This is a genomic window from Agarivorans sp. OAG1 (assembly GCF_037076485.1).
Classification (GTDB): Bacteria; Pseudomonadota; Gammaproteobacteria; order Enterobacterales; family Celerinatantimonadaceae; genus Agarivorans; species Agarivorans albus.
The window spans coordinates 1740723-1761326 of record NZ_AP028990.1 but is presented as its reverse complement, the minus strand read 5'-3'; the positions used below and the strand labels follow the sequence as shown (position 1 = coordinate 1761326).

The window sequence follows — 20604 nt, the reverse complement described above, 5'->3', positions numbered from 1 at the left end:
TCACACCCAAATTGACTCACACTAACAACTAATCACTAAAGCTAGCACCAGCCAATGGTGCTGCTGTTTGATCAAATTCACCGTAATGCTCAAGATAAAAATCTTTCGCATCGTCTAAGTAATTCTTCCAAACTTCAATCGCTTCAGCCAAACGAGACATACACAGCGCTTCATCTTCATCAGAAAACGCCAAGCGAGTCATATATGTGAGACAAAACGCTCCGCTACCTCGAAGTAAAAAATAAAGCAAAGAATGGGGGTCTTCGGACGCTTTCTTAAACAATCTTCCTTGCTCTGCCATCATTTCGAGTGTTTGCTCCCAGCTAATGCATGGCTCATCCCACAAGGCTCGTATCGGTTCAAAACTATCAATGAAGTTATCTTTACGATAAAAACCTTCAAAATCTTCAACACAAGAACCAAGCTCTCTTCGATAAGCTTTACTGGCAAGTCGATGCTTAAATCCCGTCTTATCCAATGCATTATTTAATAGCAGCACGGAGTCAGGTTGTAGCGGCATGGTTCCTTCTATATACGCTCCATCACTAGTGTTATAGCACTCAACTCTAGGAAACTCCGCCAGCGAGGTTGCAATAATCTCCGCAGAAAATTTAAATTCATGTTTGGTATAAACCTCGCTTTCAAAATTTCCTTTCACTCTAAACCCAATACCATGACGGCCATAATCATATAGTTGCTCTCCATCCTTCTTATAGTATGCAGAGTGAACACTGTGGTGCTTCGCCAAGTCCTTAAAGCCTAAGTCAACACCAAACAGATAAAGTTGTTTAAACCCTAGTTTAAGCAGGGAAGAAATAGCGCAATTAGACACTGTTGGATAGGAATATAATATACCTTGGTATTCCGCAAAGCTTTCGTCCATACGGCCGTATGCCACAGTGGAAGCCTCCCCCAACTTCATACCCAAGAAGCAATCTTTAAACATGGCAGCAACATTAGGATGGACACCACAAACCGATAATAAAGAGATCTGCTTTAACCATTGCTTATCAGGGACTTGAGAAATCCACAGTGTTGTTGCATTAGTTTGCTCAACTTCCGCATGGAAATCGGGTTGGATACCCAACTCATACAGCGCCTTTAAGCTTGTTCCACAAGACACAAGGATCGCTTTATCACGGTTTTCTTTGATCACCTCTACGCAAGAGTCCAGAGACGGCCCATTACCGATGACAAAAACCGGCGTTTCAGCTAACTCTTCAGTAATATCCTCTGGCTTATCTTTAAGTAAAACGTGCGTAGAACTTTGCTTTAATAGATGGTTAGTATGAGTAATATTGAACAGTGAATGATCATAGTACTCCATGATATTGGTGAGGATCTGAAATTGCTCACGAGTGGCTCGAATACTCTTATCTAGCTCCTCATCAAAATAGCTCGTGAAGAAAAAAGTATATGAGAGAATATTAATGCCTTGAACATGCATCCGCAGATGGATGTCATTAAACATATTACTGCCATCATCACCAATATTAAGGTAAATGTGGCGCTCTTCTTCATCCGCAACTCGGAGTATTTCGGCCCAGTCTATCGTAAATAAAGACGCATAGAAAAAGTCCCAGCTAGGTTCATAAAGAATGAAGTTATCAACTTTATGCTGAAGCAGTAGCTGTGAGACTTGGTAGCCCAAACCACAGCCATACATAATGAAAGAAGGTATCTTCTCTGGCAACTGTCGGCTATCACTGGGAAGCTTCTGAACTAGAGCGCGAAGTTCATCGGAATATTTGTAATGTAAAAATGGACTTGGCTTTCGCAGAATATAACGAGCATCGAGTGTTTCGATTCTTGGTGATTTCAGGTAATGCTCAAAGAACTGCTCAGACTCTCCTTTAGGCGAACGTTGGAACAAAACATCACCGCTCACCGCATGGAATAAATTAAGCTCACCATCTGGCATGCTAAACAGTTTCCACTGGCTCAACTCATAATTTTTAAATGCTTCGGCAATATCAGGAAAACGCTTTTCTAATGCGGCAAAATTTCGTTGAAAACGACTAGAGACTAAGGCCTCTTCAATAACACTCTGACTAGATGTTTCAGATTTCGAGTACCAATTAATCAACGGTAAAGTGCACTCATACTGACGATCACGACTGATTGCTTTAGGCGCAAAGCTAGAAAAACTAGCTAAGCCCACTTCACCTTTAGCAACAGCTAGTTCAAGTTGGTTAAACTCGCTATAGCTATAGTGGCGTTGCAGGCAACACTCCACAAGTTGGTGCTGCTTAACCCACTCATCAATGTGAGAGAAGCTCTCTCTACCTTCAACCCCGCCAACCATGGCAACTTCGCAGCCATTCTGGCTGGCATAACGTAACACCGACATCCAGTTAGCACTGTACAAAGAAATATGCAAAAGTTCGAGTGATGGCTCAACTATAAGCAAACGCTTCCATGGCTTTAGTGATAACAACTTATCAATGTGCAGCCCCAAGCCACAACCTAATACAATAAGGCTGTCACAAGTCTCTGACAAAGGCTGATAATTATCTGACAAACCGGGAAAATAACTGTCAAGTTTGGCTCCTGGAGCGGGATCAAATGTCGGATTAGGAGTCTGACTAAGCTGACGTTGAGCTTGCAAAGCTTGTTTAGAAAAACTAGTGACTTGCTGCTCTACATGAAGAGAAGGATTGACGTGATACAGCGCCCTCCCTTTGTAATTGTTACTTACATTTAGGTGCTTGGTTCGGGTCACAAAAGGAGCGTATTGCTTAAGAATATAAGCGCCGACCAGCTCAGATAATGAAGGGAAAAGCGTAGAAAAAGCTTTGAAGTTTTGAGCAAAACGACGCTTAGTATAAGCGCCCATATTGGCTTCTAGCTTAGATTGAGTCTCTTCGTCAGTATGAATCTGAAAATTGACGTTAAATAGCATGCAGACCTCAGATTAGGTATTTTGATTGTACGCCGAGCTAACTTTCCTCCCTCTACGCATTTTTCCAAGCTTTTCACTTGTCTGTTGTTTTTCAAGCGCTAAGGCTTCAAATACTTGTTTCATTTGAGCCACATAATCAACAATCAGCTGCTTATGCTCGCTAGGCATGTCTTCTGTGCCAGTGCTAAAAAACGATTCGACTTGTTGTGCGTGCGATTCTAACCTTGCTAAGATTTCTTCTTGATCAATGAGGCCTTCGACAAGATCTTCTTTTAACTTAACCAACAACACACTTGCTTGTTCAATTTGAGCTTGCAGTAGATTGAGAGAGCGGTCACTCATCGTTGGTTATAAGCTTCAATTTTTGCTGACTCTGGAATTTGATCCCATGCCGATTTAATTGGTAGGAATATTTCCATCACCTCAGCAATAATCGTTGCATCATTGTTGATGCTAGCTTCAGACAAACGTTCGAGCATAAAGTTATACAAATCTTGTAAATTGGTAGCTATTTCACCACCTTTCTCATGGTCCAATGTATCTCTAAGAGAAGTAATGATGGAAGTTGCCTTAGCAATTGGTTTAGCTTTGCTAGAGATATCATTACGCTCTATACAACCTTTGGCTACTGACAGGTTTTCTAATGCAGTTTGCATTAAGAGCTGAGTAATCTGATGCGGATCGGCAGTAGCTATTTGATCTTTAATACCTACTTGTCGATATTGATTAATTCCATGTTTGTACATGCATTACATCCTATAAATTATTAGCCGAGCTGGCCCATTATATAGGACATCTGGCTATTAAGCGCACCCATGGTTTGGTCGAATGCGGTGTATTTGGCTCTTAACGTTGACTCATACTCAGCCATTCGCTCTTTCAAAGCAAGGTCAGCGTAGTCAAGGTCTTTAAGTTGTGAGCGAGTTGTATCTTCACGCGAGGCTAACACCCCGCCAGTTTGCTCATAACTTTTGGTAAAGTCGTAAAAAGTATCGACTATGCCATTTTCTCCTGCAAAAATCTCGCCAAGTTTATCTAAATCACCATCTACCCACTCTTTCAATTGACCTTCATCAAGCGTTAATTGACCACTTTCATCCATCTCAATACCAAGAGCATAAAGGGTAGTTACACGTCCTGGCTGACTTGGGTCCTCAAAGCCAGTAGTGCTCATTTTACCTAAACTGTACTTCATTGAGCGGAACATGGCATCACCACTAAGCTCTTTACGACTACTGTCTTCGCCTTCTAATACCTTATCCGGCTTACTGTACTTGTCGATTTCTGAGATTATTTTGTTGTATGCGTCAATAAAACTACGAACACTTTCAACTGCCGCGTCATCGTCAGGTTTTATTTCGAGTGTAGTAGAGGAGCTAGTCAAAGTATTGACGTCTATAGTCACGCCAGAAATAACATCACTGAAAGTATTAGTATTGCTAGTAGCCTCAATACCGTTTACTGATATGCGCGCTTCCGAAGCGCTTTTAGTTACTTGAGTATTACCAATTAGAGCATCCAAGTCACCATTAGCGGTACCACTTGAGATTATCCGCAAGTCATTTGGGTTACCATTAGCTGGATCAGCATCATCGTCAGCACCCGATTTTGAGGAGTCGAACACCAGTTGAGTACCAGTTCCAGTGTTGATTAAGTTCGCGCTTACACCAAAGTTTTCGCCTGCTTCATTTACCGCCTCCCGTAATTGTGACAAGGTCATGCCTGCGGTAACTTGAACAGTGAACGTTTCTTCATCGGTGCCAGAACCTGCTGCAAAAGTTAATTCACCCTCGGTATTAGCAATAACTGTAGAACTAGACGCGTATTCAGTTTGAGTGGCTACTCTTGAACCAGATGCAAGAGATAGCACCTCAACGTCATAACTGCCATTTGTAGCATCATCCCCAACCGTTACTCCGAATGGTCCACTATAACTCTCTCCACTAACATTACTCCCACCGACAAAAGCGGAGCGAGGGAAAAATGTGGTGGGCTCCTTGGCTTTGTCTAAAATACCAAGAAACGAACTCATAGCTGACTTAATTGATCCAACTGCTGAAAGGGTTACATCGAGCGATTCACGCCGCTCTTGAAGTCGTGCTTCTTGAGGTACTTTAATTGCATCAATAGAAACTTCAATTAAGGCCTCTAAATCCAAGCCACTACCAATACCTGCTGCTGTAATACCCGTCATAGCACAACCCTTCTATACAATTTGATCTACAAACAAACCCGTGGTTTGTCCGATAGCATCTTGGAACTTTCTTAAACGCTCTTCAAGTTGACGGTACTCTTCTGTCGGGATTTCTCTAATTAACTCATCAGTACTTCTATTAAGCACTGAAGTGAAAAATTGACCATCTCGCTCATCAACTACAAATTTTACGTCACGGTCTTGCACCTCGAGTAGTTGATTCAGCGAACTAACTACATCTTCTACTTGAGTTCGGTCTTCCGTTTGACGTTCTTTTTGCTCAGCTTCTTGCTCAGCCTTAATCTTTTGCTGCTCTTTTTGAAGCGATAACTGTGCCACTTCCATTTTTTCAGCAGCACTTACTTTCTGCTCTTTGCCAACGGCCAAACCAGTAGTGAGGTTTGAAGCAGAAATGGTACTTACATTGCTATCCATAAACCAGACTCCTTAAAACAAAGCAAGCCACACTTATTAGTATAAGTGCGGCCGCGTGTTTCTTCTATTATTTTGTCTATTATACGAGGGCTAACGCAGCCTGTGGACGTTGATTTGCCTGTGCCAAAATAGAGGTACTGGTCTGCTGAAGAATCTGAGATTTCGTTAACTCAGCAGTTTCTTTGGCAAAGTCAGTATCTTTAATTCGTGAACGTGCGCCGCTAACATTCTCTGAAATGTTCGACAAATTACGAATCGTAGATTGGAAACGGTTTTGCAACGCACCTAAGTTAGCACGTTCCGAATCCACCGACTTCAAAGCAGAATCAATTGCCGCCATTGCTGCAGAAGCGCCACCAGCAGAAGATACGCTGATACCACTTACGCCTAGTCCACCGGCAGTGATAGTGGTATTGATCGCTACATTGATTTTCTCACCAGCGTTAGCACCAACCAAGAAGTCTGCGCTGTAGGCACCGTCTAAAAGCTTAGTTCCCCCAAAGTTGGTAGTATCACCAACACGAGTGATTTCTGCTTTTAATTGACTCACTTCAGCTTGAAGTGCTGCACGGTCATCACTGTTGTTTACACCATCTTGTGATTGAACAGCGAGAACTCGCATACGTTGAAGCATATTGGTTACTTCATCCATTGCGCCTTCAGCTGTTTGTGAAACAGAGATACCATCTTGTGCATTCATCACTGCACGATCCAAACCTTGGATTTGCGATGTCATGCGATTAGAAATTTGTAGACCTGCTGCATCATCTTTTGCACTGTTAATTCTGAAACCAGAACTTAAACGCTGATAGGCAGTATCTAAAGAATTACCAGAATTGTATAACTGGCGCTGTGCGTTCAATGACGACACATTGGTGTTGACAACTAATGCCATAATTTGAGCCTCCTAAGAAATCGCTCATCCTGATTGAACTATGTCAGGACGACCTAAACCATTTGTTAGTTGTTGAACCCCTGATTTATGAACTGTAAATCAAGACAACTTAAAAATGGACCAAAGTTTTATTAACTTCATATTTGTTAGCGGCAATGGAGGAAAAAGCTTTAGAAAAAAAGAGGAAATAAGCGGAATTTTTTTGCCGCATTTACGGCAAGCCTTGTAAACACTGGCTTTAGGGACCAGAAAAAACTTCTTAACTCAGCTAAAAAACGATACATTTATAATCATTGAGCAATAATTGAACGTCAAATTATTGCTATTAATTATTGGCACGCACATTGCTTTATTATACTCGCAGTCTGAACCGCTGCGAAAAAAAGGCCAAGTGAGTATGCATCACTTGACCGTATCGCTCGAAACGATAGGAGATTGAGAGCGAAACCAAAGCGCAACTTATTATTGGTATGGAATTGAGCCTCCTAAGAGTATTAATTGCGCTACTGCAGTCTGAGGACGGTGGATTGAACCCCCACCGTCCTTTCTTTTTTATATTATCCAAGTAGTGATAGTGCAGCCTGAGGACGCTGGTTGGCTTGAGCCAAAATAGTTGTCGATGTCTGCTGTAGAATCTGGTTACGTGTCAATTCAGCAGTTTCTTTGGCAAAGTCCGTATCTTTAATACGCGAACGTGCTGCGGTTACATTTTCAGAAATATTAGACAAGTTGCGAATGGTAGATTGGAAACGGTTTTGCACCGCACCAAGGTTTGCTCGCTCTTCATCAATGACTTTAAGAGCTGAGTCAATAGCTGCCATGGAACCACTTGCTCCGGCAGCGGAGCTAACCGAAATCGTTCCAATACCCAAACCGGCTTGCGTGACCGAAGTGGCAATCGACACTTGAATATTCTCACCAGCATTCGCACCCACTAAAAAGTTTGCACTGTAAGAACCGTCAAGCAGCTGAATTCCACCAAACTTAGTAGTTGTACCAACCCGACTGATCTCAGCTTTAAGCTGGCTTACTTCCGCTTGCAATGCTAGTCGGTCGTCTGTGTTATTAACACCATCTTGAGACTGAATGGCGAGAACACGCATGCGTTGTAGCATGTTGGTTACTTCATCCATCGCACCTTCGGCAGTTTGCGCTACTGAAATACCATCTTGGGCGTTCATTACCGCACGATCCAGACCCTGAATTTGGGTGGTAAAGCGGTTTGATATTTGTAGGCCTGCCGCATCATCCTTGGCGCTATTAATACGAAAACCTGATGATAAACGCTGAAACGATGTATCTAGACCATTACCTGAGTTGTAAAGTTGACGCTGTGCGTTAATTGATGACACATTAGTATTTACGTATAAAGCCATGATATTTCTCCTATCTATATATTAACCATTTATAGGTTTTATTAGTTGTCAGTTATTTTTTGTTTCTGACTTACCCTATATAACGGCAGCGCTTCAATATTCTTTAGCATTTATTTTTATTTTATTTACACACCCTAAGCGTCTAAATAAAAAAGGTTGCTTCAATATTGAAGCAACCTTTATAACGGCTGATAGAATATAAACTTTAGTGTTATAGGTAATTAAATAAAGATAATTGGCTAATTCTGCTATACGAGGAGTAAGAAGTGTTTAGAGCAAGCTCAGCTTTTTGTAGGTTGCTTACAGCCTCAGCGAAATCAACCTCGCTGAGGCTTGCTCTTGATTGCTGATTAATCACATCCATAGAAGCAGCAGCAGAGCGCACTGAATCCAAAGAGTTACCCCTCGCACCAAGGGATCCTAAAGTAAGGTTCACACTTTCCAACGAATTATCTAAACCTACCAAGAAATCAGATTGCGCCTCCAAAAAGTCACTTTCCTGGAAATTGGGCTCTTCCAAGGCAATAATAAAATCAGATAGCATATTCAATATATTATCTTTCTCAGGCGGAGCTAATTCAAATGACTCGTTAGCACTACCTGCAGCAGTCGACACTGTAATTTCAAGCCCATTAAAGTTAATAGGTTCATTAGGTACATAGTTACCAGTTACGGGAGGAACTAAAGATGCACCAACACTATCCAAAATCTCATAAGTATCTGGCACACCAGCGGTAGTTTGCACCTGGTATGTATTATTTGCTGGTGTAATAGGATCGTAATTTAATTTATGAAAACTGTCATAAGCGCGCTGGTCATTAACTACCGATGTAATATTAGGTGTTAGATCATTAGTTCCAAAACGTTTAAATACATTATCAAAAACCTCCTGCCCAGTATCATTACTTTGAATATATACCGAAGAAGATACTTTTAATTCATTAACTCCCGCATCACCCTGATAATTATAATCAGTTCCATCATACACATAGGGTTGTTTTTGGGTTTGAAAGCCCGAAAATACATAACTACCATCAGCGTTTTGACTGTTCATAAAATCTAGCATTTGGTTTTGTATCTGACGCAACTCCTGTGCGAGCGAAGCACGTTCAGTGCTACCATTAATACCATCGCCTGACTGAACCCCCAATACTCTTGCTCGCTGCATGGCATTGATCATCCCATCCAAGGTTGACTCTTCGAAGTTAAGCGCATTTTCCAACAAGGTGCCATTCTTTAAATGCTGCTCTGTTAAGGTTATTTCCGTGGTCAAAAACATGGTTTTACTCATGTCTGAAGGACCATCAGCAGCTGTTAGCAACTTCTTATTAGTGATAAGATGTTGGTTCATCTTCTCAACTTGTTGCTGAGAGTTAAGCACACCATTTAGTGAGTTTTGATACAAGTTAATACTGGAAACTCGCATAGTTTATTACCTCACTGAGCTTAGTAGAGTTTGAAAGGTTTCTTGCGCCGCACTAATTACTTGCGCTGAAGCTGCATAAGCCTGTTGGAATCGAATCAAATTTGACGCTTCTTCATCCAAATTAACGCCAGAAATTGAATTGTGCCGCTGGGTACTTTGTTCTAGTAAGGAGTTAGCTGCCGATGCTGCCACCCTCGCCTCACTAGTCTTACCACCAACAAAACTTACCACGCTGGCATAAGCATCGTTCATCGTCATTTTGTTGTCGCCACTGGTGGCTAAACTTTTACGTACCAAATCCTGCTGCTGCAAATCAACGAGACGCAACGCATTGTAGTTATCGTTAAAACCATCGGTATTGTAACTCATGGTGAATACATCACCTTCTTGTACATCACCATCTATATTTATTTCGTAACCGGGTGTTAATGCAGGCACTGCGTTAGCAAACAGTTGTTGACCAGCACTGGCAGCCGGTGCGGTGGCCATTAATACGCCCAAACCATCATAAATTTCATAGTCACCTGCAGCATTGATGCGCACTTCAGCTGGGCCATTCACACCATACCCACCTGGCAGCGTGAAATCAGAGGTCGCGGGATCAGTATCGTAAATGGAATCAATAGACACCGTAGCGTTACCGCGGTTATTTAGTTCTCGCTCAACTCGGATAGGCGACGCTAAGGCTAATTTTTCAGGTTGGCTCATACTCACTGTCATTGAAGCTGCAGCATCTCGCACCGGTTGAATAAGGTGTCGGTCACCAGCAGCAAAGGGACCAGAAGAGAAATCCCAATCCATACCATCAAGTTGAAAATTAGTTGGAGGGATAGTCCCTGCAATCACCGCGTCAATGGGTTGGTCACCATCATAGCGCTGAACTTCAAAGGTCGTCGCAGAAGTAAAAGTAACTCGGTAATCGTAAGGAGTAACTTCGCTACCACTGCCAGCAATAAAACTTCCACTTATAGTGCCAGCAGTAGTATTGGTAGAAAACTCTTTACCATTAAAAGTTGGCAAAGTGAAAATGTCTCCACCAATATCGCCATTTAAATCCATACCCAATCTGTTTTGAGTATTAAACGCATCTGTCATTGCTATCGACAACTGACCTAGTTGGTTACGACTAGTATCTAAAGTGGTTTTACGGTATTCCATTAATCCGCCAATGGTTCCGCCTATATCCTCACGGCCAATGATGCGACTAGAACCTGCCAAGCTTAGAGTCATCTCTTTCTGAGTGCTATCTGGATCACCATCTACTATAGCTAGCTTAGTATGGTCATCTTGCAGCACCAAGGCTTGGCCTGAGCGCATAAACACCAGAGTTGAACCGTCGTCTTGAACAATAGTATTAATGTCGATGAGTTCAGCTAGTTCCTTAATCGCTTGGTCGCGTTTATCTGATAAAATCGCATTATTACCGTCGAGAGGACTACCACCTGCTGCGATAATTTCTTTATTAATCTCAGCAATATTTGTAATTAAGGTATTTGCTTCTTCAGCTTTTTCAGTTATGTCTTGACTTAGATTCTTCTCTTGAACTTGATATTGTTCATTTAAGGTTCTGTAGCGATCTGTTAAGGCATTAAATTGAGACAATGCTAGCTCTCGAGTCGAAAGCGCTGTGGGGTTATCAGTTGTTGCGTGCAGCTGAGTAAAAGTATCGTCAAACTTGCTACTTAAGGATAGTGAGTCATCACTAAGGATTGCATCAATGTGGCTCACCGACTCAAGGTAGGCATTACGGTTTGCAAAGGTAGAGGTATCACGAAACATTTGTGCTTGCGCAAATCCATTTAACACCCGCTCAGTATAACCTTCGCGAACGCCACCTAAGGTATCAGCAGTGTAAAAGGTGCGCTGTAAGCTGTAACCAGGAGTATTAACATTGGCAATGTTGTTACCAGTGGTCATCAATAAACGTTGATGCGCGGCAACCCCAGAAGAACCAATAGTAAGTAGGTCGTTCATTGCCATAGCTTAGTTACTCCCCTTCAACCGCTTGTTGACTAAATTCCGCAAAATGTTTGCCGTCTAAAATCTGGCCAATCTTATTGGCATATTGAGGATCGGTAGCATAACCAGCAGCTTGCAATTCTTTAGCGTACTGCTTTGCATCCATGCCGTTGGCCAAAGCTTGCTGGTAACGCGGGCCTTCCACAAACGATAAGTAGTCTATAACACTCTCTTCAAATGAGTCATATGAGCGAAAGGCTGCTCGTTCTTGATTGGCTTGACCATTTCTATACTCTAAAGTGTTCACTACTGCCTTATCTCCCTGCCAGCGATTATCTGCTTTTATCCCAAATAGGTTGTGGCTACTTGAACCGTCACTATTAGCGATAACCTTTTTACCCCAACCCGACTCAAGCGCAGCCTGTGCAACAATTGCCATCGGTTCAATGCCTTTGTCAGCGGCCAACTTTTTGGCTACGGGCAAAATTGCTTGAATAAACTCTCCAGGAGAGGCAAAACTTTGCCGACTTATTGCCGCTGCTTCCTCAGCTTTTTCACTAACGGCAGCGCTGGCATTATCTTTTTCTAAAGTTTTGCTACTTGCGGCCGTTACACTAGTCGATTGAGCAATATTCTTGCCAGTTGTATCTGAGGCATTTAAAGAACGCTGTTGAAGATCAATATTTTGACCACCACGCAATACAGATGCTGGCGTAACATTGGCTGCAGCGGGGTCGAGCTGGGCCACTATTAGATCGGCAAGCCCTAAGGCACCAGAAGAAGATAATTCCAATGCCATTTGGTTATCATGCATATCTCGGTAAGTTTGGGTGTGGCGATTATTTAAAGGCGTATCACTTTCAAACAATTCATTACTCTTACGCATCTGTTTCATCAACATCTGCATAAACAAAGACTCAAACTGACTGGCAACTTGCTTTAGTGCCTTGTTCGGATCTTTTTGAGCAGCACTTCTTAGCTCATCTAAACTGGCTAAGTCGTGGTAGTTTGCTGATTGTTTGACTGCGTCCATTGCCATGTTAAATCACCAACAACTCGCCTTGAATAGCGCCAGCTTGTTTTAGCGCTTCTAAAATAGAGACCAAGTCACCAGGAGCAACCCCTACCCGATTAACAGCACGCACTAAGTCATCAAGCGATGCGCCGGGGTCAAAGTTGAACATTCTTGAGTCTTCTTCCGTTGCTTCAATTGTGCTCACGGTAGTTTCTACCGTCTCTCCATTGGAGAATGCATTAGGCTGAGAAATTAACGGGGTTTCGGCAATTTTAACGGTTAAACCACCGTGAGTAATCGCAGCAGGTAACAAGCGAACGTCTTTACCGATTACAATGGTACCAGTGCGCGAGTTAACAATAATTTTGGCTGACTCTGAGGCAGGTTCAAAGGTTAAGTTTTCTAAAGTAGATAAGTAGGCAACACGCTGACCAGGGTCACGTGGAGCGAATACTTGTACAGAAGCTGCGTCCATTGGCGTAGCAGTATTGGGGCCTACTAAGCCATTAATGGTATCAGCTAAACGTTTTGCAGTAGTGAAATCCGAGCGCTTAAGGTTAAAGGTGATCGTATCGCCGCTCATAAACGGCGAAGGAACCGAGCGCTCTACAATTGCGCCGTTTGGAATGCGGCCAACAGTAGGTGTATTAGAAATCACCTTAGAGCCATCAGCTCCCTCTGCGCCGAAACCACCTACAATTAAACTCCCCTGAGCCAAGGCATATACTTCGCCGTCGGCACCTTTTAGAAAGGTTTGAATTAAACTTCCGCCACGTAAACTTTTCGCTTCACCAATGGCAGACACGGTAATATCGATAGTTTGCCCAGGCTTAACAAAAGCGGGTAATTCGGCATGTACAGCCACAGGCGCAACGTTCTTAATTTTTAAGTTAGTCCCCGGAGGAACCGTAATCCCAAAGTTACGTAACATTGTTGCAAAAGACTGCTTGGCAAAGTCACTATTTTTTTCACCAGTACCAGGCAAACCTACCACTAAGCCATAACCGGTTAATTGGTTAGAACGCACACCGGCAATGTTTGCTACGTCTTTAACACGTGCTGCATTTACCGAATTTGCTACTAAGCATAAACCCAAGCTCAATATTACAATGCTTCGTTTTAACATAAGATTACTCCTAAAACTCAGGGCTTAGAATGGCCAAACAGGGCCATTAAAGAATTTAGATAACCATCCCTGATTAGTGGTATTAGCAAAATCGCCGGTACCACCGTATTGAATGCGTGCATTGGCAATGCGTAACGATGTAATAGAGTTATCTGGTGCTACGTCTTCAGGGCGTATAATGCCCGTTAAGCGAATATACTCATTACCGTTATTCAACATTAGCCATTTTTCGCCGCTAATTATTAGATTGCCGTTGGCCAATACTTGAACAACATTAACCGAAATATTGCCATTTAAACTGTTACTTTGAGCAGCGTCGGCTTCACCTGTAAAATCGCTACTTTGACTTAAACCAAGTTCTATTGGATTACCGTTAATTGTAGCTACACCACCAGGTACTGTGATTTGGTTTAGATTTAAGTTCTTGTCTTTAGCCAACTCGTTACTGGCTGACTTGCTAGCCTGAGTACGCTCAGCTAGGGTCACCACAATAATGTCACCAATTCGATGGGCTTTTTTATCTGAATACAGATTATTAGCGCCATTTTCGGTGAATAGTGAACCAGTAATTCTTGCTTCTACGGCCACATCTTCTGGATATACCGGCGCAAACTCAGGATCATCTGGCACTACGGCGGTGTTTACACTGGCGCAGCCAGCCATCGCCATACAGGTTGCTACTACCATTAGTTTATTCATGAGCAATCCCTCTCTCTAAACTTTGATTACAGTTGTTGCGTTGCGAAGGTCAACATTTGGTCTACGGTTGAAATTACCTTTGAATTCATCTCGTAAACCCGTTGCGCCTCAATTAAGTTAACCAGCTCCTCGGTCACATTCACGTTTGATGTTTCTAAAGAACCTTGGCGGATAGCGCCTAAACCATTCTCCGATGCAATACCATTTTGAGGAGCACCACTAGCACCTGTTTCTAAATACAAGTTTTGACCACGAGGCTCTAATCCAGAAGGATTAACAAAGTCAGTTATGGTAATTTGGCCAATAACTTGGCTGTCGGTTTGTCCAGGTAAGCGAACACTTACCTCGCCGTCTTCACCCACGGTAAAGCTCTGAGCATCTTCTGGTACTTGAATTTCTGGCTGTAAAGGGTAGCCAGAGCCAGGCGTAACAATAGTGCCTTCATCGTTAAGACCAAATTGGCCATTACGGGTGTAAGCTGTTGTACCGTCGGGCATCAAAATTTCAAAGAAACCACGCCCATCAATCATTAAATCAAAGGCGTTATCAGTAGTTTGCACATTACCTTGGTCATGATTTTTTTGAGTGGCAATAACTTTAGCTCCGGCACCAATCATTAAGCCCGATGGCATTGTGGTGTTTTGAGACGAACGGCCACCCGGTTGGTTAATCGTTTGGTAAAGCAAGTCTTCAAATACTGCGCGACTTTTTTTGTAACCGACAGTACTGGCATTGGCTAAATTGTTTGAAATAACCGATACGTTGGTTTGTTGGGCATCTAAGCCAGTTTTACTGATCCATAATGCGGGATGCATAATACGCTCCTTATACCTAGCTTAATCGCAACAAGTTATTGGTTGCTTTTTCGTTTTCTTCAGCGGTTTTCATCATTTTTATTTGCATTTCAAATTGACGTTGCATGCTGATCATATGTGTCATTTCTTGCACTGGGTTCACGTTACTTCCCTCCAGCGCTCCCTTAACCAACTCAACGGTGGCATCGGGCTGATAAGGTTGACCATTAGTGGCACGAAATAAACCGTCATCGCCTTTAGTTAACTCGCCAGCAAAAGGATTGCTTAGCTTAATACGGTTAACTTCTTCCAAGGCATCGGCAGGTGCGCCTTCTGGTCTAATCTCGATGGTGCCATCTTCGTTAATTTCTAGCTTTTCAACAGGTAGGGGAATAATAATTGGCGCGTCTTGATTACCTAATACGGGCTGCCCTTGCATGGTTTGTAAAACACCAGCGGCTGAAATGGTAAAGTTACCATTTCGAGACAACGCTTCATTACCATCCTTGTCTTGGACCGAAATCCAACCTTCACCTTTAATCGCCACGTCTAAATCCCGACCAGTGGTTTTTAACAGACCATCGGTAAAGTTTTGAGTTGGGCGCTCGGTCATAGCAAATACCCGAGATGGCATGCCCGGGCCGAAAGCCTGCATAGAGCGTGCATTCTCTAAATCGGCTTTAAAGCCTGTGGTATTTGCATTTGCAAGGTTGTTACCACGTACCGCGAGCGAGTGCATGTTTTGTTTTGCACCGGTCATCGATATATAAAGTAGTTGGTCCATGTCTATTTCCTACGTCAATTAGCTGACTCAAAGGAAACAAAGCAATTAGAATGCCAGAAGATAAGAATGAGAAACAAGAAGAAAAAAAGGTAATTAAATCAATAAAATAAAAAAGGCAGTCAAGACTGCCTTTTTGATCAAACGCTAGTTGACTATTAACGTATCTGAATAATAGTTTGCTGTAGCGTTGAGTTAACTTCTAAGGCACGAGAGTTAGCCTGGAAGTTACGCTGAGCACTAATCAAATTAACCAATTGTTCCGTTAAGTTAACGTTAGCTTGTTCTAAAGAAGCAGAGTTGATTTTACCGAAAGTCCCCGAGTTACCTTCACCGGCAATCGCTTCACCACTTAACTGGGTTTGCTGCCATGAAGTATCACCGATTTGCGCTAAACCTTGGTTATTGGCAAATTTAGCAACCGATACTTTAGCAATATTGGTTGTTTGCCCATTACTGTATGAGGCAACAACCAAACCATCTGGGCCAATATCAATACCTGTCAATTTACCAACGGTAGAACCATCTTGCGACAAACTAGATACTTCAAAGGCTGAGTTGTACTGAGTTGGGCCATTTAGGTTAAAAGTAATGGTTTGCGTTGGATCTACAGAACCCGTTACCGGATCCCATACACCACCAGGGCCGTTTGGTGGAGCAGTACCAAGCGCTACAGTCTCAATAATAAGTGGCGCTGTAGATGCTAATGCACCGGTATTATCAAAAGTTAAAGTCGCTGATGCAGGGATATTTGGATTAGGGTTACCCGCGTTAGGGGTATTAGCTGTACCACCTGCAACATCTACTGGCATACCGTCAATGTATATCAACTTGTGCCATGTGTTAGCCGTGGTGTCATCTTTAATAAAGAAGGTCTCAGCAACATGCGAGCCACCTTGCGAATCATACACCGTCACCGAAGTGGCAGAAGTGTAGGTATTGCTGTCGGTTGGGTCGAAATCGCCTATGTCGTGAGTAGTACCGCTCGACGGCAAGTTAAAGCTCATATCAACTTGGCTTGTCATGGTTGGGTTACCTACTTCAGCACTAATTTGAATTGCGCTGGTTGCAGCCATACTCACCGCTGAAGGCGTGCCGCTGTTGTTCACGGTATAACCTTGTAGGTATTGACCTTGCGAGTTAACAATAAAGTTATCAGCGTTTAACTTAAACGCACCCGCACGAGTAAACTCTCGTGTTTGAGTGGTTAAGTCTGATGCGGTAACAAAAAAGCCTTCGCCACTGATCGCCATATCTAAGGCATTCTGGGTAAAGTTAAGACTACCTTGGTGGAATTGCTGAGCTACATCCACAGTTTTAACACCATTACCTACTGCAGTACGAGCATTTGAGAAAATCGATGTTGCATACACATCGGCAAACTCAGCACGCGACTCTTTAAAACCAATGGTGTTGACGTTAGCAATATTGTTCGCCGTTACGTCAAGATCCTTTTGCGAGGCATTGATGCCGCTTAGAGCGATATTAAATGACATCTCTCAATCTCCTATCGTTTTACTATTCTTTGTTAGGCCTTGGCTACTTCGAGAACATCGCTCATTGCAATGCCACCTAAGCCTTCTAAATTGACGACTACGCCAGATGTGCCACCCGCTAAGCTCACGCTACCTACGCTTGCATATGTTGCGGTGGGTAAACTGATCTCTTTACCGCCCTGAACACCATTAACTTTAATGTTGTACTTACCTTCTGGCATTGGATTCCCATTGGAATCGGTGCCATCCCAAGAGAATGGCATGTTGCCACTTCCCTCACCTAAATCGATAACTTTGACGACTTCACCCGCCGCGTTTTCGACCGAAACTTTTACATTGGTTGTTGCTGCACCAGTTACCGCTACACCGTCAAAACCAGTACCACCGTTATGTCCGTAATCTAGCGGGACTAACACTTTCTGGCCCACTAAAGTTGACGCCTGCAAGGCAGCCGATGAATTCATGATCGAGTTCATGGTGTCAAACTTAGTACCAAGCTCAGCAATCCCCTCGGAAGTCTGAAAGCTTGCCATTTGCGCAATCATCTCAGCGTTATCCACGGGTTTACTGGGATCTTGATACTGCAACTGAGTAGTAAGCAGTGAGAAGAAATCTTCTTGCCCCAATGACTGATTATTATTGCTCTCTGGAACAACCGACTCTGGTTGCCAATAATTATTTTGTAACGGATCAATAGTAGACACTGGCTACTCCTTAACTTTTACCCAGATTTAGCGTGCTATTTAGCATTTGCTTAGCGGCTTCAGTTACTTGAACATTAGCCTGATAGGAGCGAGAAGCGCTCATCATGTCGGCCATTTCTTCAATAACGTTGACGTTTGGCTTGAAGATATACCCTTCTTCATTAGCCATGGGGTGTTCTGGGTAATACTCTTTACGTAACGGAGCATCTGATTCAACTATGCCCGCTACTTTAACTTGTGCAGATTCAACTTGTGCTTGAGATGCTTTATTTAACTCAGCCTCAAACACTGGTTTTCTTGCTCGATACGTTTGATCGATACTTGAACTAATACTGTCGGCATTGGCTAGGTTACTGGCAGTAGTATTTAAACGTACCGACTGCGCCTTCATGGCCGAAGCTGAAATATCAAAAACATTAAAAAAGCTCATTATTGACCTCCCTTAATTGCATTACGCAAGCCACTAAACTTGCTTGAAAGAAAGTTAATACCTGCTTGATATTCCAGGCCATTTTGCATAAATGCAGCTTTCTCTTTTTGTACATCAACGGTATTACCGTCACCGGTGTCTGGTTGATCCGGCACTTGAAAGCCTAGTTCGGCAAACTGGCTGTTACCGCCGCTGATGTGGCGCTCATTAGTAATGTGCATTCCACCACTCTGCTTACTTTTAGCGGCAGCAAATGCTTTATTAAAATCTATATCTCGTGCTTTATAGTTAGGTGTATCAGCATTAGCAATGTTACTTGCAATCACTTCAGAACGGCGGGCTCTTACACCTACAGTATGCTGATGAACGCCTAATGCTTTATCAAATGTTATTGCCATATACACCTCGTTACACTTCCACGAAGAATATTTAGCAAGAGCTGTGCCAGAGTTTTTTTGACGCTTTTTGTTCAGCTAACTAAGGAACTTAGTTGTATTGGTATGCTAGATAACAGTGGCAGGGTGATGCTAGCGGCAAGTAAAGCGGCAACTATTGCCATTTACTGCCGCTTCGGGTTTAGCTTATTTTAGTTGATAAACAATGCCGGGATGGCAACGCAACATATTAAAACGATCGGTCAGGCCGGTAATAGACTCAGAGGCACCCAACATTAAATATCCATTAGGGTTTAATGCTTGAGCAAACTGATTAAGGATCTTCGATTTCACATCAGCGTTAAAATAAATCAAAACATTACGACAAAAAATGATATCGAATTTACCCATTAACGCGTAACTATCTAAGAGATTAAGCGGCCTAAAACTAACATTTTTACGCACTTTATCATTAACTCGAAATCTGCCGTCGGTAGTCGCTTCAAAAAACTGACGTTTACGCTCTGGCGATAAACCGCGCGCCAAAGCTAAAGTGTCATACTCACCACGCTTACAATGTTCCAGCATTGACGGTGATATGTCAGTCCCCACTACCTGCACCCCCATGGGTAAAGTTCCTGGGCGTTTAGCTTGGTACTCCAGGGAAGTCATCATAATAGAGTAAGGCTCTTGGCCAGAGGAGCTCGCCGCTGACCAAATCTTCACTGGCCGAGATAACTTAGTGAACTCCGGCAAGAGTTTGTCACCGAGCAATTGAAATGGATAAGTATCCCTAAACCACAGAGTCTCATTAGTGGTCATGGCATCCACCACGGCCGCACGTAAATCGCGCTCACGTAGGCTCATGGCTTTTTGAACTAGTTCGGTAAGGCTTGCTACAGAGTACTGAGCCATTAACGGCGATAAACGGCTCTTTACTAAGTATTGCTTGTTGTCACCTAATACAATTCCGCACTGCTTTTCTAGAAAGCCACAAAACTGTTTATACACATCATCGGTTATGGTTCTCAATGCATCCACACTCTATAAAGATTGACGAACAGCGGCAGCTAATTCATCTGGATTAAATTTAGCAATAAAGGCGTTAGCGCCAACTTTATTTACCATAGCTTGGTTGAATACACCACTTAAGGAGGTGTGTAAAATTATGTGTAGACCTTTTAAATCTGGATGAGAACGAACTTCCGCGGTTAAGGTGTAACCATCCATTTCTGGCATTTCAATATCAGAAATCACCAGCGCTATTTGATCGGTAATTGGACCATCTTTTGCCATAGTGGTTAACAGCTCGAGTGCTTCTCGTCCGTCTTGGCAAAGTAAGGCTTCTACCCCTAAGGAGGTTACCGCGCGCTTAACTTGGTTTCGCGCCACCGAAGAATCGTCAACCACCAATACTTTTTTGTCTATTTGAACGTTTGCGGCTGCTTCTTCAACAATCTCTTTGCTTACAGTGGTATCAACCGGAGAAATTTCATCGAGAATCTTTTCAACGTCTAAAATAGAAACTAACTCTTTTTCAACCTCTGTTACCGCTGTCAGGTAGTTGAACTTACCTGCCCCTTTTGGCGGCGGCAAAATGTCTTCCCAATTCATATTTACAATACGCTCGACCGAGCCTACTAAAAAGCCCTGCACAGAACGGTTGTACTCTGAAATGATGATGAAACACTTGGTCACATCTTCTATTGGACGCCCACCTGTGGCTGAACTTAAATCAATGACCGAAATAGTTTGGCCACGAATATGTGCCACACCTCGGATAACAGGATTTAGTTTAGGCAGCGCGGTAAGTGGCGGACATTGTAAGACTTCTTTTACTTTAAATACATTAATGCCATAGCGCTGAGACCCATTTAACCTGAATAACAACAACTCTAAGCGATTCTGTCCTACTAGCTGCGTCCGCTGGTTTACCGAATCTAAAATACCCGCCATATACTTATCACTCCTTAGAAAGGGGCATCAACCTTGCTTAAC

Annotated in this window: 20 protein-coding genes; all 20 read right to left on the bottom strand. The window is 42.9% G+C overall.

The features are described from left to right. Nucleotides 1-28: 28 nt before the first annotated feature. Nucleotides 29-2902, bottom strand: a complete 2874-nt coding sequence (locus OAG1_RS08275) for a 6-hydroxymethylpterin diphosphokinase MptE-like protein (RefSeq protein WP_338625633.1) — start codon at nt 2900-2902, stop codon at nt 29-31. 12 nt (nt 2903-2914) lie between these two features. Further along, nucleotides 2915-3244, bottom strand: coding sequence for a hypothetical protein (locus OAG1_RS08270; protein ID WP_338625631.1), 330 nt, complete (start codon nt 3242-3244; stop codon nt 2915-2917). Then, on the bottom strand, nt 3241-3648 hold the full coding sequence (gene fliS, locus OAG1_RS08265) for a flagellar export chaperone FliS (RefSeq protein WP_338625629.1): 408 nt from the start codon (nt 3646-3648) through the stop codon (nt 3241-3243). Before fliS ends, OAG1_RS08270 begins: the two co-directional genes overlap by 4 nt. A 20-nt stretch (nt 3649-3668) precedes the next feature. After that, the gene (fliD, locus tag OAG1_RS08260) at nt 3669-5096 is read right to left on the bottom strand and encodes a flagellar filament capping protein FliD (protein WP_338625627.1); all 1428 of its coding nucleotides are present in this window, start codon (nt 5094-5096) and stop codon (nt 3669-3671) included. A 12-nt stretch (nt 5097-5108) separates the two neighbouring features. Continuing rightward, entirely contained in the window at nt 5109-5531 is a 423-nt protein-coding gene (locus OAG1_RS08255; RefSeq protein WP_338625625.1) for a flagellar protein FlaG, read from the bottom strand. Between the two features lie 79 nt (nt 5532-5610). Continuing rightward, complete coding sequence (locus OAG1_RS08250) at nt 5611-6426, bottom strand: flagellin (protein WP_338625623.1); 816 nt, start codon at nt 6424-6426, stop codon at nt 5611-5613. Nucleotides 6427-6983: 557 nt separating this feature from the next. After that, complete coding sequence (locus tag OAG1_RS08245) at nt 6984-7802, bottom strand: flagellin (RefSeq protein ID WP_338625621.1); 819 nt, start codon at nt 7800-7802, stop codon at nt 6984-6986. Nucleotides 7803-8013: 211 nt separating this feature from the next. Further along, complete coding sequence (gene flgL / locus OAG1_RS08240; protein ID WP_338625619.1) at nt 8014-9228, bottom strand: flagellar hook-associated protein FlgL; 1215 nt, start codon at nt 9226-9228, stop codon at nt 8014-8016. A 6-nt stretch (nt 9229-9234) separates the two neighbouring features. Beyond that, nucleotides 9235-11208 carry a flagellar hook-associated protein FlgK gene (gene flgK / locus OAG1_RS08235; RefSeq protein WP_338625617.1) on the bottom strand — a complete coding sequence of 658 codons (1974 nt, stop codon included), beginning with the start codon at nt 11206-11208 and terminating at the stop codon, nt 9235-9237. A 7-nt stretch (nt 11209-11215) separates the two neighbouring features. Continuing rightward, nucleotides 11216-12226, bottom strand: coding sequence for a flagellar assembly peptidoglycan hydrolase FlgJ (flgJ, locus tag OAG1_RS08230; RefSeq protein WP_338625615.1), 1011 nt, complete (start codon nt 12224-12226; stop codon nt 11216-11218). A gap of 1 nt (nt 12227) precedes the next feature. Next, nucleotides 12228-13328: a flagellar basal body P-ring protein FlgI gene (locus OAG1_RS08225; protein ID WP_338625613.1), complete on the bottom strand. Its 1101-nt coding sequence runs from the start codon at nt 13326-13328 to the stop codon at nt 12228-12230. A gap of 24 nt (nt 13329-13352) precedes the next feature. Next, a complete protein-coding gene (flgH, locus tag OAG1_RS08220) occupies nt 13353-14027 on the bottom strand; it encodes a flagellar basal body L-ring protein FlgH (protein ID WP_016402472.1) in 675 nt (224 codons plus the stop codon). Between the two features lie 26 nt (nt 14028-14053). Then, nucleotides 14054-14842, bottom strand: a complete 789-nt coding sequence (gene flgG, locus OAG1_RS08215; protein WP_016402473.1) for a flagellar basal-body rod protein FlgG — start codon at nt 14840-14842, stop codon at nt 14054-14056. Between the two features lie 16 nt (nt 14843-14858). Continuing rightward, nucleotides 14859-15605, bottom strand: a complete 747-nt coding sequence (gene flgF / locus OAG1_RS08210) for a flagellar basal-body rod protein FlgF (RefSeq protein WP_016402474.1) — start codon at nt 15603-15605, stop codon at nt 14859-14861. A gap of 155 nt (nt 15606-15760) precedes the next feature. Beyond that, a complete protein-coding gene (gene flgE, locus OAG1_RS08205; protein ID WP_016402475.1) occupies nt 15761-17098 on the bottom strand; it encodes a flagellar hook protein FlgE in 1338 nt (445 codons plus the stop codon). 32 nt (nt 17099-17130) lie between these two features. After that, nucleotides 17131-17802 carry a flagellar hook assembly protein FlgD gene (locus tag OAG1_RS08200; protein ID WP_016402476.1) on the bottom strand — a complete coding sequence of 224 codons (672 nt, stop codon included), beginning with the start codon at nt 17800-17802 and terminating at the stop codon, nt 17131-17133. A 10-nt stretch (nt 17803-17812) separates the two neighbouring features. Further along, entirely contained in the window at nt 17813-18232 is a 420-nt protein-coding gene (gene flgC, locus OAG1_RS08195; RefSeq protein WP_016402477.1) for a flagellar basal body rod protein FlgC, read from the bottom strand. Then, nucleotides 18232-18630, bottom strand: a complete 399-nt coding sequence (gene flgB, locus OAG1_RS08190) for a flagellar basal body rod protein FlgB (protein ID WP_016402478.1) — start codon at nt 18628-18630, stop codon at nt 18232-18234. The genes flgC and flgB overlap by 1 nt, the downstream gene beginning before the upstream one ends. A 183-nt stretch (nt 18631-18813) precedes the next feature. Continuing rightward, complete coding sequence (locus OAG1_RS08185) at nt 18814-19638, bottom strand: protein-glutamate O-methyltransferase CheR (RefSeq protein ID WP_016402480.1); 825 nt, start codon at nt 19636-19638, stop codon at nt 18814-18816. A 12-nt stretch (nt 19639-19650) separates the two neighbouring features. Further along, nucleotides 19651-20562: a chemotaxis protein CheV gene (locus OAG1_RS08180; RefSeq protein ID WP_016402481.1), complete on the bottom strand. Its 912-nt coding sequence runs from the start codon at nt 20560-20562 to the stop codon at nt 19651-19653. Nucleotides 20563-20604 lie beyond the last annotated feature (42 nt).

What these genes read in the sequence shown, in the direction of transcription:
- OAG1_RS08275 (WP_338625633.1), bottom strand. Translation starts at nt 2,902, where the DNA reads ATGCTATTTAACGTCAATTTTCAGATTCATACTGACGAAGAGACTCAA.
- OAG1_RS08270 (WP_338625631.1), bottom strand. Translation starts at nt 3,244, where the DNA reads ATGAGTGACCGCTCTCTCAATCTACTGCAAGCTCAAATTGAACAAGCA.
- fliS (WP_338625629.1), bottom strand. Translation starts at nt 3,648, where the DNA reads ATGTACAAACATGGAATTAATCAATATCGACAAGTAGGTATTAAAGAT.
- fliD (WP_338625627.1), bottom strand. Translation starts at nt 5,096, where the DNA reads ATGACGGGTATTACAGCAGCAGGTATTGGTAGTGGCTTGGATTTAGAG.
- OAG1_RS08255 (WP_338625625.1), bottom strand. Translation starts at nt 5,531, where the DNA reads ATGGATAGCAATGTAAGTACCATTTCTGCTTCAAACCTCACTACTGGT.
- OAG1_RS08250 (WP_338625623.1), bottom strand. Translation starts at nt 6,426, where the DNA reads ATGGCATTAGTTGTCAACACCAATGTGTCGTCATTGAACGCACAGCGC.
- OAG1_RS08245 (WP_338625621.1), bottom strand. Translation starts at nt 7,802, where the DNA reads ATGGCTTTATACGTAAATACTAATGTGTCATCAATTAACGCACAGCGT.
- flgL (WP_338625619.1), bottom strand. Translation starts at nt 9,228, where the DNA reads ATGCGAGTTTCCAGTATTAACTTGTATCAAAACTCACTAAATGGTGTG.
- flgK (WP_338625617.1), bottom strand. Translation starts at nt 11,208, where the DNA reads ATGGCAATGAACGACCTACTTACTATTGGTTCTTCTGGGGTTGCCGCG.
- flgJ (WP_338625615.1), bottom strand. Translation starts at nt 12,226, where the DNA reads ATGGCAATGGACGCAGTCAAACAATCAGCAAACTACCACGACTTAGCC.
- OAG1_RS08225 (WP_338625613.1), bottom strand. Translation starts at nt 13,328, where the DNA reads ATGTTAAAACGAAGCATTGTAATATTGAGCTTGGGTTTATGCTTAGTA.
- flgH (WP_016402472.1), bottom strand. Translation starts at nt 14,027, where the DNA reads ATGAATAAACTAATGGTAGTAGCAACCTGTATGGCGATGGCTGGCTGC.
- flgG (WP_016402473.1), bottom strand. Translation starts at nt 14,842, where the DNA reads ATGCATCCCGCATTATGGATCAGTAAAACTGGCTTAGATGCCCAACAA.
- flgF (WP_016402474.1), bottom strand. Translation starts at nt 15,605, where the DNA reads ATGGACCAACTACTTTATATATCGATGACCGGTGCAAAACAAAACATG.
- flgE (WP_016402475.1), bottom strand. Translation starts at nt 17,098, where the DNA reads ATGTCATTTAATATCGCTCTAAGCGGCATCAATGCCTCGCAAAAGGAT.
- flgC (WP_016402477.1), bottom strand. Translation starts at nt 18,232, where the DNA reads ATGAGCTTTTTTAATGTTTTTGATATTTCAGCTTCGGCCATGAAGGCG.
- flgB (WP_016402478.1), bottom strand. Translation starts at nt 18,630, where the DNA reads ATGGCAATAACATTTGATAAAGCATTAGGCGTTCATCAGCATACTGTA.
- OAG1_RS08180 (WP_016402481.1), bottom strand. Translation starts at nt 20,562, where the DNA reads ATGGCGGGTATTTTAGATTCGGTAAACCAGCGGACGCAGCTAGTAGGA.